Annotated in this window: 16 protein-coding genes; 10 read left to right on the forward strand and 6 right to left on the reverse strand. The window is 69.4% G+C overall.

All coding sequences use genetic code 11. The annotated features are described in order from the left end of the window. The 4 genes from prpB to FIV50_RS15780 are packed head-to-tail and all read right to left on the reverse strand — an operon-like array spanning position 1 to position 4,147. On the reverse strand, positions 1-903 hold the full coding sequence (gene prpB / locus FIV50_RS15765) for a methylisocitrate lyase (protein ID WP_140038247.1): 903 nt from the start codon (positions 901-903) through the stop codon (positions 1-3). Further along, positions 903-2,429 (reverse strand): MmgE/PrpD family protein, encoded by a 1,527-nt coding sequence (locus tag FIV50_RS15770; RefSeq protein WP_140038248.1) that lies wholly within the window; start codon positions 2,427-2,429, stop codon positions 903-905. The genes prpB and FIV50_RS15770 overlap by 1 nt, the downstream gene beginning before the upstream one ends. Next, the gene (locus FIV50_RS15775; RefSeq protein WP_140038249.1) at positions 2,426-3,094 is read right to left on the reverse strand and encodes a GntR family transcriptional regulator; all 669 of its coding nucleotides are present in this window, start codon (positions 3,092-3,094) and stop codon (positions 2,426-2,428) included. Before FIV50_RS15775 ends, FIV50_RS15770 begins: the two co-directional genes overlap by 4 nt. A 57-nt stretch (positions 3,095-3,151) precedes the next feature. Further along, positions 3,152-4,147: an EamA family transporter gene (locus tag FIV50_RS15780; protein WP_140038250.1), complete on the reverse strand. Its 996-nt coding sequence runs from the start codon at positions 4,145-4,147 to the stop codon at positions 3,152-3,154. Positions 4,148-4,186: 39 nt separating this feature from the next. Between FIV50_RS15780 and FIV50_RS15785 the strand changes: the two genes are divergently transcribed. Together FIV50_RS15785 and FIV50_RS15790 are read left to right on the forward strand one after the other, a co-directional pair. Next, positions 4,187-4,735 (forward strand): CGNR zinc finger domain-containing protein, encoded by a 549-nt coding sequence (locus tag FIV50_RS15785; RefSeq protein WP_140038251.1) that lies wholly within the window; start codon positions 4,187-4,189, stop codon positions 4,733-4,735. Continuing rightward, complete coding sequence (locus FIV50_RS15790) at positions 4,732-5,709, forward strand: acetylxylan esterase (protein WP_140038252.1); 978 nt, start codon at positions 4,732-4,734, stop codon at positions 5,707-5,709. Before FIV50_RS15785 ends, FIV50_RS15790 begins: the two co-directional genes overlap by 4 nt. A gap of 84 nt (positions 5,710-5,793) precedes the next feature. Here FIV50_RS15790 and FIV50_RS15795 read toward each other — a convergent pair whose 3' ends face one another. Beyond that, positions 5,794-6,768, reverse strand: a complete 975-nt coding sequence (locus FIV50_RS15795) for an amidohydrolase family protein (RefSeq protein WP_140038253.1) — start codon at positions 6,766-6,768, stop codon at positions 5,794-5,796. A 142-nt stretch (positions 6,769-6,910) separates the two neighbouring features. Between FIV50_RS15795 and FIV50_RS15800 the strand changes: the two genes are divergently transcribed. The 6 genes from FIV50_RS15800 (at position 6,911) to FIV50_RS15825 (ending at position 11,106) form a co-directional block, all read left to right on the forward strand. Further along, positions 6,911-7,861 (forward strand): ribokinase, encoded by a 951-nt coding sequence (locus tag FIV50_RS15800; RefSeq protein WP_140038254.1) that lies wholly within the window; start codon positions 6,911-6,913, stop codon positions 7,859-7,861. Between the two features lies 1 nt (position 7,862). Continuing rightward, a complete protein-coding gene (locus FIV50_RS15805) occupies positions 7,863-8,018 on the forward strand; it encodes a hypothetical protein (RefSeq protein ID WP_258184307.1) in 156 nt (51 codons plus the stop codon). A gap of 222 nt (positions 8,019-8,240) precedes the next feature. After that, positions 8,241-8,939, forward strand: a complete 699-nt coding sequence (locus FIV50_RS15810) for a hypothetical protein (protein WP_140038255.1) — start codon at positions 8,241-8,243, stop codon at positions 8,937-8,939. A gap of 20 nt (positions 8,940-8,959) precedes the next feature. Then, complete coding sequence (locus FIV50_RS15815; protein ID WP_140038256.1) at positions 8,960-10,018, forward strand: PLP-dependent cysteine synthase family protein; 1,059 nt, start codon at positions 8,960-8,962, stop codon at positions 10,016-10,018. Between the two features lie 122 nt (positions 10,019-10,140). Continuing rightward, the gene (locus FIV50_RS15820) at positions 10,141-10,653 is read left to right on the forward strand and encodes a glycine cleavage system protein R (protein ID WP_140038257.1); all 513 of its coding nucleotides are present in this window, start codon (positions 10,141-10,143) and stop codon (positions 10,651-10,653) included. 9 nt (positions 10,654-10,662) lie between these two features. Next, a complete protein-coding gene (locus FIV50_RS15825) occupies positions 10,663-11,106 on the forward strand; it encodes a GNAT family N-acetyltransferase (protein WP_140038258.1) in 444 nt (147 codons plus the stop codon). Between the two features lie 30 nt (positions 11,107-11,136). Here FIV50_RS15825 and FIV50_RS15830 read toward each other — a convergent pair whose 3' ends face one another. Continuing rightward, positions 11,137-11,850: a FadR/GntR family transcriptional regulator gene (locus tag FIV50_RS15830; protein WP_140038259.1), complete on the reverse strand. Its 714-nt coding sequence runs from the start codon at positions 11,848-11,850 to the stop codon at positions 11,137-11,139. A gap of 164 nt (positions 11,851-12,014) precedes the next feature. Here FIV50_RS15830 and FIV50_RS15835 point away from each other — a divergent pair, with 164 nt between their 5' ends. After that, a complete protein-coding gene (locus FIV50_RS15835; RefSeq protein ID WP_140038260.1) occupies positions 12,015-13,250 on the forward strand; it encodes an aminotransferase class V-fold PLP-dependent enzyme in 1,236 nt (411 codons plus the stop codon). Between the two features lie 84 nt (positions 13,251-13,334). Beyond that, positions 13,335-14,648 (forward strand): ABC transporter substrate-binding protein, encoded by a 1,314-nt coding sequence (locus FIV50_RS15840; RefSeq protein ID WP_140038261.1) that lies wholly within the window; start codon positions 13,335-13,337, stop codon positions 14,646-14,648. Positions 14,649-14,651: the final 3 nt, after the last annotated feature.

Below are 14,651 nucleotides of genomic sequence, written 5' to 3' on the forward strand. Positions count from 1 at the left end.
TCACTCCTTCGTGACTGTGAAGCCTGCGACGCCCGAGTCGAACTGCGTGTAGGACTCGTAGTCGATCAGGTCGTAGAGATCTGCACGGTGCTGCATCTCACCGAGCTTCGAGGTGAGATGCCCCTCCTCTCCCAGCGTATCGAGCGCACGGCCCGCCGCGCCCATCGCGATGCGCAGCAGCGACACCGGCCAGATGACCATGTTGACGCCGGCATCCCGCAGCTGGTCGACCGAGAAGAGCTCGCTCTTGCCGAACTCGGTCATGTTGGCGAGGATCGGCACGTCGAGCGCGTTCGCCATGGCCTCGAACTCGGCGAGCGTGCGCATCGCCTCGGGGAACACGGCATCGGCTCCGGCATCCACCAGCGCCTTGGCGCGGTCGATCGCCGACTCGAGTCCTTCGACCGCGCGGATGTCGGTGCGCGCCATGATGAGGAAGTTCGGGTCGCGACGCGCGTCGGCCGCCGCACGGATGCGGCGGATCGCCGTGCGCTCGTCGACGACGCTCTTGCCGTCGAGGTGGCCGCAGCGCTTGGGGTTGATCTGATCTTCGATGTGGGTGCCGGCGAGCCCGGCATCCTCGAGCTCCTGGATCGTGCGGGCGACGTTCATCGGCTCGCCGAACCCCGTGTCTGCATCGACGATCGCGGGAATGTCTGTCATGCGCGCGATCTGCTTCGCTCGCCCCGCGACCTCAGTCAGCGTGGTGAGGCCGATGTCGGGCACGCCGAGGTCGGCAGACAGCACCGCGCCCGAGATGTAGACGCCGTCGAAGCCCTTCTGCTCGATCAGTCGCGCGCTCAGCGGATTGAACGCGCCGGGGAACCGCAGCAGCTCGCCGCTCGCGAGTCGCTCGCGGAACAGGCGGCGCTTCTCGGCCGGCGTGACATGGGAGTACAGCATCAGAACAGGCCCTTCGGGGCGTCGGCGCCCTCGAGCAGGCCGGGCTTCGCGATGATCGACAGCTCGCCGACCTCGGCGGCCGTCAGCTCGGGCAGACGCTGCACGAGCTCGAGGAAGCGCTCGATCTCGGCGGGCTCCAGCACCGGCTCGGCCAGCAGACGGAACTTCGCGATGTAGTTCTCGCGGGCGAACGGACGAGCGCCGAGCGGATGCGCGTCGGCGACGGCGATCTCGTCGACCACGGTCGTGCCGTCGGTGAGGCGGAACTCGACGCGACCGCCGAACGCCTTCACGTCGGGGTCTTCGGAGTGGTAGCGGCGCGTCCACTCGGCATCCTCGGCCGTGGTGATCTTGTGCCACAGCGCGACAGTGTCGTCCCGCCCGGCCCGCTCGGGTGTGTACGAGTCGACGTGGTGCCAACCGCCGTCCTGCAGCGCGACCGCGAAGATGTACGGGATCGAGTGGTCGAGCGTCTCGCGCGACGCCGTGGGGTCGTACTTCTGCGGGTCGTTCGCGCCCGAGCCGATCACGTAGTGGGTGTGGTGGCTGGTGTGCAGCACGATGGCCTCGATGTTCGCGGGGTCACGCAGCGCCGGGTTCTCGGTGCCGAGCTTGCGGGCCAGGTCGATCCACGCCTGCGCCTGGTACTCGGCCGAGTGCTCCTTCGTGTACGAGTCGAGGATCGCGCGCTTCGCCTCGCCGGCGGCGGGCAGCGGCACCTCGTAGGCGGCGTCCTTGCCGTCGAGCATCCAGGCGATCACGCCGTCTTCGCCCTCGTAGATGGGGGCGGGGCTGGTCTGGCCGCGCATCGCCCTGTCGACCGCCTCGACGGCGAGCTTGCCCGCGAAGGCCGGGGCGTGCGCCTTCCACGTCGAGATCTCGCCCTTGCGGCTCTGACGCGTGGCGGTGGTCGTGTGCAGCCCCTGACCGACGGCCTGGTAGATCGTCTCGATGTCGAGGCCGAGCAGGGTGCCGATGCCGGCGGCGGCCGACGGGCCGAGGTGCGCGACGTGATCGATCTTGTGCTTGTGCAGGCAGATCGCGCGCACGAGGTCCATCTGGATCTCGTAGCCGGTGGCGATGCCCCGCAGCAGCGCGCAACCGTCGGCCTGCACGTGCTGGGCGACCGCGAGGATCGGCGGGATGTTGTCGCCGGGGTGCGAGTACTCGGCCGCGAGGAACGTGTCGTGGTAGTCGAGCTCGCGCACGGCCACCCCGTTGGCCCACGCCGCCCACTCGGGGCTGGTGCGGTGATCGAGTGCCGCGCCGAACACGGTGGCGCCGATGCCGCCGGTCGAGACGGGGTGACTGAACGCCTGGGCGCGGGCGGCATTGATCGGCCCGCGGGTGAGGGATGCCGCGGCGACCGACGCGTTGTCGATGATGCGGTTGATGATCATGTCGGCGACGTCCTGCTCGACCTCGACCGGGTCGGCGGCGACCTCGGCGATCTTCCAGGCGAGCTGGTCTTCGCGGGCGAGGTTCTCGTCGCTGCGGTGGACGCGGACGTGGTGGGTGACGGTCATTTCACACCTTCGGGGTTGGCGGTCAGGGAGTCGAGGATGCCGGTGAGCGCATTGTGCAGGTGCACGTGCGTGGCGTGGGCGGCCAGGTCGCCGTCTCGGGCGGCCAGCGCTGCCGCGATCGTGCGGTGCTCGGCGGCTGAGGCGGCGAGGCGGGCGGGCTTGTCGCGGGCCATACGGCGCACCCGCACGAGGTGGGTGCGCACGGTGCGCAGCGCCGAGGCGATGTAGTCGTTGTCGACGGCCTTGTCGAGAGCTGCGTCGAAGCGGGCGATGAGGGCGTAGTAGGCGTCTCGCCCCTCGACGGCTGCGAGGTCGACGTGCGCGAACTCGTCGGCGAGCGCGGCGAAGAGGTCGGCGTCTCCTCGGTGGGCGGCGAGGCGGGCCGAGGTCTCCTCGAGCGCACGGCGGATCTCGAACAGCGCGCGGATGTCGTCGGCATCCAGATCCGCGACCACCGTCACCCTCGGCGACTGCTGCACGACCAGGCCGTCGGCCGCGAGGCGGCGCAGGGCCTCGCGCATCGGCGTACGACTGATGCCGAGGCGGGCGGCCTGCTCTACCTCGCCGAGCACGAAGCCGGCGGGGAGGGTGCCCGACTGGATCTCCTCCAGCAGTGTCGCGTGGGCTCGATCGCTCGCGCTGATGCGATCGGCGACGGAGCTCATACCTTCAGTGTATACATAAGCGCGACTCGTGGCACCCGAGGTGCACCTTGGACCGCTTCACGTATACATAGAGGGTCGCTGCGGTGACCCCACGACATCCGGAATCGGCTCGACGAACTCGGCGGGCCGCGGCTCGCCGAGCTTCACGACCACCACTCCGACCAGCACGAGCGCACCGCCGAGCGCCTGCAGCAGGTCGGGCAGCTGTCCGAGCAGCAGCCAGCCGAACAGCAGCGCGGCGACGACCTCGGAGAGAGCGACGAAGGATGCGAGGCGCGAGCCCAGCATCCGAGTCGAGGCGATGCCCAGCACGTAGGCGAGCGCAGTGGCGATGAGGCCGATCGCGATCACCGGCACGAACCACGGCACGGTCCCGAAGCGGTAGGTGATGTCGTCGGTCGTCCAGGCGATGGGCAGGATGCCGACGAGGCCCGCGATCGTCAGCGCCACGGCGCCGAGCAGCAGCCCTCCCCCGGCGAGCGCGATCGGCGGCAGGCCCGTGTCGGCCTTGGCGGAGAGCAGGAAGTACGTGGCCGCGCCGACCATGGCTGCGAGCGCCCAGAGGATGCCGGCGACGTTGACCTCGGCACCGGTGATGATGTCGAGCATCAGCACGAGACCGACGAAGGCGATGGCCGCGCCGATCACGCTGCGCCGGCTCGGGCGTTCGCCTCTGCGGAGCCACAGCCAGAGGATGACGGCGATCGGGGCCGTGTACTCGATGAGCAGGGCGAGGCCGACGTCCATCACCGCGACGGCCTGGAAGTAGCAGAGCTGCGTGGCGGTGACGGCGAGCAGTCCGTAGGCGGCGACCATGCCCGCGTTCTTCCTGAGCACTACCCACCGGCCCCGGAGCGAGAGGATCGTGGGCACGAGCAGCACGAGCGCGGCGACCCACACCCGCGCGGTCACTGCCGCGCCGGGGGTCCACCCCGCGTCGATGAGACCGCGAGCCCAAGCACCGGACATGCCGAACGCGAAGGCCGCGCCGATCGCCAGCGGCAGACCGAATCGCACGCCCGGCACGCTGATGTCATTTGCAACCTTGCTCATGACAAGTGACGCTACTCGCGTGGGATGTAAGGTGTCAACATGAACTTCACCGATGACACGGAAGAGGCTCTTCGCTCAGCCGTCTGGCTGGTGAACTCGGCGGAGGACCCCGAGACGCTCGAGAACCTCGCCGACTACGACGCCTTCCTCGCGGACTTCCCCTATTCGGGTCGACTCGATCGCGACGAGGCCGAACTCGCCTCGCTCCGTGACCTGCGCCCACGCCTGCGCGCCATGCTGGTCGCGCCCCGCGACGAGATGGCCGAGCACGTGAACGCCGCCCTCGCCGAGACTCACCTCGCCCCGAGGCTCGTGCGCCACGACGGAGTCGACTGGCACCTGCACGCGGTGGCCGACGAGCGCCCGCTGGCCGAGCGCGTGCTGATCGAGACCGCCATGGCGCTGATCGACGTCATCCGATCCGATGAGGGCTCACGCATCTCCATCTGCGCCGACGACACGTGCGAGGCGCTGGCCCTCGACCTCTCTCGCAACCGCTCCAAGCGGTTCTGCTCGACGACCTGCACCAACCGCAACGCGGTGGCCGCGTATCGCGCCCGCCGCACCCGGAGCGACACTCACGCATGACCTTCGCCTCGCCCCACGACACCTGGTTCCCCGACGCCGCCTTCGATGCCAGTTACGGTCACACGCTCAAGACGCTGCGCGGGATCGCTCCGATCGCACCGCCCGAGGGCTTCGCGAAGCGCTGGATGCGGTGGCGCGACGAGGCGCGGCAGGTGGATGCCGCCCCGGTCGTTCTGTCGGTCGATTCCGCAGCGGGCCGCCGCGTCTCGGTGATCGAGTACTCGGGGGCCGACGGAACGCGCCTGCGCGCGTGGGTCGTCGAACCTGTCTCGGGTGCCGCGCGCATCGGCGTCGTGCACAGCCACGGCTACGGAGGACGGGAAGCGATCGATCTCGCTCGCGTGCCCGATCATGCGGCCGCCGTCTTCCCCGTCGCCCGAGGCCTGCCGACGCTCAACGCCGGCGTGGGCGCCCCCGAGCCGATCGCCGAGCACGTGCTCGCCGGCATCGACGACCCCGATCGCTACGTGCTGGGTCTGTGCGCCCGCGATCTGTGGCTCGCGGCCGACGCTCTGCTCGCCCTGACCGGCGATACTCCTCTCTATTACGTGGGTGAGAGCTTCGGCGGCGGCATCGGCTCACTCGCCCTCCCCTGGGACGACCGCTACATCGGCGCGACACTGATCGTGCCGAGCTTCGGCCAGTACGACGAGCGATTGGCCGTGCACTGCCTCGGCAGCGGCGAGGTCGTGCGCGCTCACGTCGCCGCTCACCCCGAGGCCCGCGAGGTGCTGCGCTGGTTCGACGCATCGAGCTCGATGACGCTGACACAGGTACCTGTGCGCGTCGAGGCAGCGCTGTGGGATCCGTACGTGCCACCCCAGGGCCAGTTCGCGGTGGCGAACGCCGTCGGCGAGCTCGACCTCGAGGTGCTGCCCGCCGGGCATGCGGACTACCCCGGGTCGGAGGACGTCAGGGCCGCGGCGATCCGCCACGGCCGCGCGCACCTCGAACGCGTTCTCGGAGCCAGCTGAGTCCGGCAGAGTGAGATGCCGAACCGGCCGACGTCGAACCTCTCGCGGCACTTCGGGATGCTCGGTCGGACGACCATCGAGGCGTCACTCGCCGCGCAGCCAGCCCAGGAATCCACCGCGGCGCGGGCGGGGTTCGTCCACCGGCACCGCCGATCGCCGGCCGACGCGGTAGAACGCCTCGGCATTGCGCCACATGATGGCGTCGACGTCGTGCCCGCGGCGCTCGGCCCACGCGATCACGGCATCCGCCCACCGGCTGCGCGCCGTCGGCTGATAGGTGGGCGAGCCGTCTTCCGGAGCATAGGGATCGCCCTCCTCCGCAGGACCGATGACCGAGACCGGCCAGTCGCTGCCCCACATGAGCCGTTCGACTCCGAACGCGTCGGCCGCGGCATCGAGGAACGGATGCAGTTGCTCAGCCGACCAGTCGCCGCCGGCCTCCGCCGGAAGACCCGACAGCTTGCACCACGTGTTCGGATGCCGTGCGAGGTCGTCGAGATCGCGCACCCACTCCATGGTCGGCACCACGGGAGCATCCGCGGTGCCCACCTCGGGCTTGCCGAGGTGATCGAGCACGATCCGCAGTTCGGGCACGGCCCCGGCGAGGCGGGCGATCTCGGGCAGCTGCGCCGCGCGCACGCACGCGTCGAACGTCCACCCGCGGGCTGCGAGCTCGCGCGCACCGGTCACGAACGCGGCCGACACCGCGAGGCCGTCCGGTTCGATCTGCAGATCGTGGCGCACGCCGACCACGAGCGGCTCGGCGGCGAGTCCCTCGAGGTGCGCAGTGGTGTCGGTGCCGCGGTCGAGGCGTGCTCCCGCGACGATGCCGACCACGCCCACCTCATCAGCCTGTTCGACGACCCACCGCACCTCGGCGAGGAAGTCGTCTTCGATCGTCCCGGCCTGCACGAAGACCGACTTCTCGACCGTGGCGACGTCGATCGGCGAGTGCTCAATCTCGAGCGCAGCGAACTCCCACGCGAGCGGTCCCTCGAGCCACGTGTAGGTCAGAGTCGAGGGCGACCACAGGTGCAGGTGCGAATCGAGTATGCGCATGCCCCCATCCTGCCGCAGAGGTCGTCGAGCACGACATCCCTTCCCGCTCGTCCCACCTGTGGTTACAGGTTCGGATTCGGCTAATGTATGACAGCCGCGGAGGATGTCGACGCACCCCGCATCGACGACGATCAGGAGCGCCATGACAGCCGCCACCTCGCCCGATCGCACCGGCGTCGTCATCGTCGGCAGTGTGAGCGCAGACGTGACGACCTTCTCGACCCGGCTCCCGGCCCGTGGCGAGACCATCCTCGGAGACGAGTTCACCCTCATGCTCGGGGGCAAGGGCGCGAACCAGGCCGTCGCGGCCGGGCGCTCGGGAGCCCGCACGAGCTTCGTCGGATGCGTCGGCGACGACCTCTTCCACGACCTCGTCGTCACCGGGCTGAGCGAGGCCGGTGTCGACCTCACGCACCTTCGCACGGTGCCCGGCCCGACGGGCATCGCGCACATCCGCGTCGATGCCTCGGCGCAGAACGACATCGTCATGGTGCCCCTCGCCAACGCCGCCCTCGGCGCCGAGCAGATCGATGCGGCGCTCACGGCCCTCGCGCCGACCACGTCGGTGTTGCTCACCCAGCTCGAGACCCCCTCGGCACTCACTGCGCACATCACGTCGCGCGGACGCGAGCACGGCATGACGGTCATCCTCGACCCGGCACCGGCCGCTCCGCTCGACGACGCGGTGTGGGCGAACATCGACATCGTGACCCCGAACGAGACCGAGGCCTCGGTGCTCACCGGCATCGAGGTGACGGACGCCGACTCGGCCGCGCTCGCCGGACGCTGGTTCCTCGACCGTGGCGTCGGCGCGGCCGTGATCACGCTCGCGGGCCAGGGCTCGTGCGTCGTGACGGCGGCCGGCGCATCCGTCGTCCCGTCCTTCCCGGTCGCCGCCGTCGACACCACGGCGGCGGGCGACGCCTATGCCGGATATCTCGGTGCTGCGCTGGCGAACGGCCTGGAGCTGACGGATGCCGTGCGCATCGCCACCGCGGCCGGCGCCCTCGCCGTCACGAAGCAGGGCGCCTCACCGAGCCTGCCGCTGCGGGCCGACGTCGAGGCGTTCCTGGCCGCACGAGAAGCCCACTGACATGAATGACACGATCGACCGCCACTCCGCGGCACCCATGTACGACCAGCTGCGTCGGCTGATCATCGAGGGCATCTCGAGAGACGGCCTGCAGCCGGGCGACCCACTGCATGTCGACGACGCCGCCGGCACCTCGCGCGCCGGCACGGTTCGTTAGCCGAGTGCGCTGAGGCGGCTAGCCTGGCGGAAGACGACACGCCCCTTGGGGCGACGTGAGCGAGGGGGAGACACGATGGTCGATTCGAATGAGCCAGGACCCGAGCCGGTTGTCCCGCCGCCTCCGCCCGGAGCACCGGGCGCTTTTCCGACATCAGTCCCCTCGGGCATCCCGCTTGCACCCTCGTTGAGTGGGCCCCCCGCGCCTCCTGCCGGTCCGGCCGTGCCGCCGCCCCCTGCATTCACGGCGCCTCCCGCGCCGCCGCTGCCGCCGTATGCGTCGGCCGCCTACCCGCCACCGCAGCACGGCGGCCAGCCTCAGGGTGCCGTCTACGGCGCCGGGTACCCGATGTCGACGTTGCCACCCGACGCGCCGAAGTCCTCCGGCCGGACTGTCGGCATCGTGTTGGCCGCAGTGGGTGCGTTCGTCGTGCTCATCGTCGTCGGAATAGCGGTGGTCGTGGGGCTCCTGGTGGCGTCACGTTCGCCGGAGCCGGTGTCGGCCCCTGCGCCGGCCGTGACGGCAGCACCGACCGCTCCCTCCGACGACACGGATGCCGACGAGCCGCCGTCCGACGACTCGGGTGACGCCGATGCATCCGGAATAGCCGACGTTCTCCAGGCGAAGATCGACGAATACAAGCGCCTGCGCGACAGCGGCGCGCTGTGGGAGAGCATCCCCGACACCGAGTTCAACCGCACCGCCGTCTCGGCCTTCCTCTACTTTCTGACCGACATGAAGGTCGCGACGATCTGGGGTGTCGACGAGGCGCAGGCGCAGGAGTACGAGGAGCGGATGACGATGCTCGAGGAGCGCCTGCTCGCTGAGCAGCCGCTCGGCGACGACATCCAGATCACCCTCGAAGACGAGGTCTTCACCTACGACGGCCAGACGGGCGAGGGCGGCTACACCGCCAGATAGAGGAGCGTTACGCTCGAAGCATGAGCGACTGGACCAGCACCGCGATCGCCCTGCTGGAGGCCGACGCGAACCGCAGTGCCGACACGCACCTGCACCTCTTCCCGCTGCCGCCCGAGTGGGGCATCGATCTGTATCTCAAGGACGAGTCGGTGCACCCCACCGGGTCGCTCAAGCACCGTCTCGCGCGCTCGCTGATCCTCTACGGGCTCGTCAACGGCCGCATCACCGAGCACTCGACGCTGGTCGAGTCGTCGAGCGGCTCGACCGCCGTCTCCGAGGCGTACTTCGCGCGGATGCTGGGGCTGCCGTTCGTCACCGTCGTGCCGCGGTCGACCAGCCAGGAGAAGATCGACCTCATCGAGTTCTACGGCGGCCGCTGCCACTTCGTCGACCGCGCAGAGGACATGTCTCCCGAGGCCCAGCGCCTCGCGTCCGAATGCCACGGCCACTACCTCGATCAGTTCACGTATGCCGAGCGCGCGACCGACTGGCGCGGCAACAACAACATCGCCGAGAGCGTGTTCAGCCAGCTGTCGCAGGAGCGGCATCCGATCCCCCGCTGGATCGTCGTGGGCGCGGGCACCGGCGGCACGAGCGCGACGTTCGGGCGCTACGTGAAGTACCGCCGCCACGAGACGCAGATCGCCGTGGTCGACCCCGAGGGTTCGGCGTTCTACGACGGCTGGGCCGGCACGGTCGATCCGCCCGTCGGACGCCCGAGCCGCATCGAGGGCATCGGCCGGCCGCGCGTCGAGGCCTCATTCGTGCCCAGCGTGATCGACGAGATGATCCGCGTTCCCGACGCCGGCTCGATCGCCGCGATCCGGATGCTGCGCGAGCGCACGCTGCACCTCGCCGGTGGCTCGACCGGCACCAACCTCTACGGTGCCTTCCAGCTGATCGCACGCATGCGCGCGGCCGGCGAGACCGGCAGCATCGTCACCCTGATCTGCGACAGCGGCATCCGCTACGCCGGCACGTACTTCAACGACGAGTGGGTCGCAGGTCAAGGCTGGGACCTCGCCCCGCATCGCGCCCGCCTCGACCACTTCCTCGAGACCGGCGTCTGGGTCGACTGAGCAGGTTCGACTGGCCTGCTCGTTCACAATTCAGCACGGACTTCGTCGATCGGCCACCTGGCCACCCGTTTCGCTCGGGATCCGACCGGTGATGCTGAATTGTGAACGGCTACGCTGGCCGCATGACTACTCTCATCCTCACTGTCGCGGGTGCTGATCGCCCCGGACTCGTCGCCGCGGTCGCCGATGTCGTCGACGCCCACGAAGGCAACTGGGAGAACAGCTCGCTGGCCGAGCTCGCCGGAACCTTCGCCGGTGTGATCGAGGTGTCGGTCGCACCCGAGCACTCGGAGGGGCTGCAGGCGGCACTCCGCGAACTGCAGGGCCAGGGTCTGCTGACGCTCGCCGTTCTGACCGGCACGCCCGCGGCGGACGCCGAGGCGCAGGTGCTCGAGATCCGGATTCTCGGCAACGACCGATCCGGCATCGTCCGTGAGGTGTCCAACGTGCTGAACGCGCACGAGCTCAGCATCGAAGAGCTGGCGACAGAGACGCGGGATGCCGCGATGGCCGGCGGCCGTCTGTTCGAGGCATCTGTGATCGCACGGGTTCCCGAGTCGGTCGACCTCGACGCGCTGCGTCGCGACCTCGAGCGCATCGCCACCGAGATCCAGGTCGACATCACCCTCGCCTGAGCTGTCCCGATGGCCGACGAAATCAGCATCTCGATCGCGGACCGCCTCACGCCGAGCGACCTCCAGCAGATCGAGACACTTCTGCCCCAGATCTCGGCGACCGCTCGATTCGACGCGGCACGGGTGCTCTCGCTGCTCGAGGCGCCGAACGCAGACCTCTTCGTCGCGCGCGAGTCAGGACGGATCGTGGGGATGGCCACTCTCGCGATGGCCCCGCTCATCACCGGACGGCACGGCAGCATCGAAGACGTCGTGGTCGATCAGAGCACCCGTGGACGAGGCATCGCACGACTGCTGCTCGAGACGATCATCGAGGAGTCCGAACGGCGAGGACTGTCGAAGCTCGATCTGACCTCCCGTCCGTCTCGCGAATCGGCATTGCGCCTCTACGAATCGGTCGGCTTCGTCCGTCGAAACACGAACGTGATGCGCTTCGCACCGCAGGAGACCTGAATCGAGGCGCTCCTCGCTGCCCCGCCGCGCTCAGTCCGGCTCGACGGCCGGCGCCTCGGCGACGATGTCCGTCTCGGTGTACCGGCGCACCCAGTACTCGGTCTGCGCCACGTGCGCGGATGCCGCGGTCGACGCCGCGACCGGATCCGCTGCCGCGAGTCCACGGAGAATCGCCCGGTGCCCGGCGTCCGAGTGCAGCTTGAGTTCGGCCGCGTCGCCGGCATCCGGAATCCGATACGCCCGCGATCGTGAGCGCAGCACGTCGATCAGGCTCGTGAGGGCGTCGTTGCCCGCGACCTCCGAGATCGTCATGTGGAAGGCGTGGTCGAGACGCGAGTGATCCTCGAAGTCGTCGCTGGCCTCGATCTCGTCGAGCACGCCGCTGAGCTCCTCGATCGTCGCGGCGTCGATGCGCGCCGCCGCGAGCGCGGCGGCGTGCGGTTCGAGCACGCGGCGCAGCTCGGTCAGCTCGAGCACGCCTTCCATGGGCAGCAGGCCGACGGTGAGCGAGAGGCTGCCGATCAGGTCGGCGGCGCGCAGCTCGCTGACGTAGCTGCCCGAACCGTGGCGGGTCTCGAGCACCCCGAGCGCGGCCAGCATGCGGATGGCTTCGCGCAGCGATCCTCGCGAGACGCCGAGCGTCTCGCACAGCTCGCCCTCGCTGGGCAGACGGTCGCCGGGGCGCAGCGCGCCGTCGGCGATCAGCGCACGCAGCCCGTGCAGAGCCGTATCCAAAGCGCTCATCGTGATCCTCTCTGACACCGGCCACTCCTCTGTGAGTCTGTCGGACCCGCGCTCGTCATCAAATTCGTATGACAACTATCTTTCATATTCACCTTTCCATAGCCATATCGGAACCTCTGTGGCAAAGTTGTGCAACAACTCCCCCGACGCACCGACGAGGACCGATGCCCGCACCACTCTTCCCCGCACCGCTCACGCTGAATTCCGGCATTCGAGCCCGTGATGCGTGGCCGCTCGATCCCGACGTGATTCACCTGAACCACGGCTCTTTCGGCGCTGTGCCCACCGCGGTCGTCGAGCAGCAGGATGCGCTGCGGCGCCGAGCCGATCTCAGCCCGGTCGAGTGGTTCCCCCGCATCGCCGAGCGCGTGCGCGCCGCCAGAGAGCGCACCGCCCCGTTTCTCGGTGCCCACGCTGAAGACAGTGTCTTCGTGCCCAACGCCTCGGCCGCGGCCACCGTCGTCTACAACGCCCTGCACCTCGAGCGCAGCGACGAGATCCTCGTGACCGACCAGGGCTACGGCGCGATCACGATGGGGGCGCAGCGCCTGGCCCGCCGCTTCGGAGCATTCGTCCGGGCCGTCGAGCTGCCACTGCTCGCCTCCGACGACGAGGTCGTGCAGCTCTTCGCCGACGCGCTCACGCCCCGCACGCGTCTGATCGTGGTCGACCAGATCACCTCGCCCACCGCGCGGATGCTGCCCACCCGCCGCATCGCCGAGCTCGCCGCCGAGCGCGGCATCCGCACTCTGGTCGACGGCGCGCACGCTCCCGGGCTGGTTGCGGATGCCGCCGCAGTCGCCGGCGGCGACTGGTGGTTCGGCAACCTGCACAAGTGGCCCTGCGCCCCACGCGGATCGGCGCTGCTCGTCACGACAGCTCCCGACCGCGATGACCTCTGGCCGCTCATCGACTCGTGGGCCGCGAACGAGCCCTACCCCGAGCGCTTCGACACCCAGGGCACGATCGACGCGACGACCTACCTCGCCACCCCCGCGTCGATCGAGTTCATCGAGCGCGAGTTCGGCTGGCACAACGCCCGCCGGGCGATGGCGCAGATGGCGGATGCCGGTGCCGAGATCATCGCCGAGGGCCTGCGTCCCTACGGCGACGAAGACCCACTGACACCGCTGCCCTCTCCCGTGCCGTCGATGCGCCTCGTGCGCCTGCCGCTCGGACTCGGCTCGACCCGCGAGGAGGCCGACGCCCTGCGCATGGATCTGCTCGACGAGACCGGCGTCGAGACCGCGTTCACGAGCTTCCGCGGCGTCGGCTACTTCCGCCTCTCGGCGCACCTCTACACCGAGGCGTCGGACTTCGAGGCCTTCGTCGAGCGCTGCATCCCGCAGATCCTCCGCCGCGCCGGCATCCGCACCGCCGACTCGATCATCGTCACCTGACCCGCTCCACCCACCACCCGCTCCACCCACCACCCGCTCCACCCACCACCCGACCCACCACCATCACCAACTGAGAGGCACCTCGTGAAGAAGAACAGAATCTTGACGACCGCCGCGGGATTCGGCACCGTCGCCGCACTCGCGCTCACCGGCTGTTCCGCAAGCGGCGGCGAATCCGCCGACGGCACCGTCACCCTGCAGATGGTCGAGAGCCTGACCAACCCGACGCGCACCGATCTGCTTCGCGGATTCCTCGATGACTTCGAGGCGGAGAACCCCGACATCAAGGTCACTCTGGTCTCGCCGCCGACCGAGCAGGCCGACGCGAAGATCCAGCAGATGCTGCAGTCGGGCAAGGGCGTCGATGTGCTCGAGGTCCGCGACATCACCGTCGGGCCGTTCGCGAACAACGGCTGGCTGCACGACGTCTCGGGCGACCTCGAGGAGTGGGACGGCTGGGATGCCCTGACCGACAACGCGCAGGCCGCGTCGGTGGCCGCCGACGGCAAGAGCTACTTCGTGCCCTACGGCTTCTACGGGCTGTCGCTCTTCTATCGCACCGACCTGGTCGAGGAGGCGGGCTTCGACGGCCCGCCGCACAGCTGGAAGGATCTGCTCGAGCAGGCCAGCGCGATCCAGGACCCGTCGAACAACATCTACGGCTACGCCTTCCGTGGCGGCCCGAACGCGAACAGCAACGTGGTGGCGGCGATCGAGGCCTACACGATCGACGGCCTCGACGTCGATGACGCCTTTCTGATGGAAGACGGATCCACGATCTTCGCCGCCCCCGAGGCTCAGGAGGCCGTCGACGACTACTTCGATCTGTTCAAGGAGGCATCCCCGCCCTCGGCCGTCTCGTGGGGCTATCCCGAGATGGTCGCCGGCTTCACGAACGGCACCACGGCGTTCCTGCTGCAGGACCCCGAAGTCATCGCGACGGTGCAGGACTCATCGCTGACCGAAGACCGGTGGGACACCGCCCCGCTGCTCGTCGGCCCGTCCGGCAAGGCCGCGCAGCCGCTGGCCGTCGCCGGGTGGGGCGTCGCCGAGAACAGCGAGCACCAGGATGCCGCGGTCAAGCTCGTCGAGTTCCTCTCGTCGGCCGAGCCCGCGACCGAGTTCGCCCAGGCCAACAGCCTCGTGCCGATCATCTCGGAGGCGGCTGACGACGAGTTCTACTCGACCGGCCCGTGGACCAGCTACGTCACCATGACGGAGGACCCCGAGACGTACGTCAACGTGCGTCAGCCGCGCGGGGTCAGCTGGTGGACCGAGTGGATGCAGAAGTCCGACCAGGACGTGCAGAACGTGCTGCTCGGCAACATGTCGACCACCGAGCTGCTCGAGTCGTGGGACGCCTTCTGGACCGAGAAGTACGCAGCGGAAAAGGGCTGATCC

The organism is Microbacterium foliorum (assembly GCF_006385575.1).
Classification (GTDB): domain Bacteria; phylum Actinomycetota; class Actinomycetes; order Actinomycetales; family Microbacteriaceae; genus Microbacterium; species Microbacterium foliorum_B.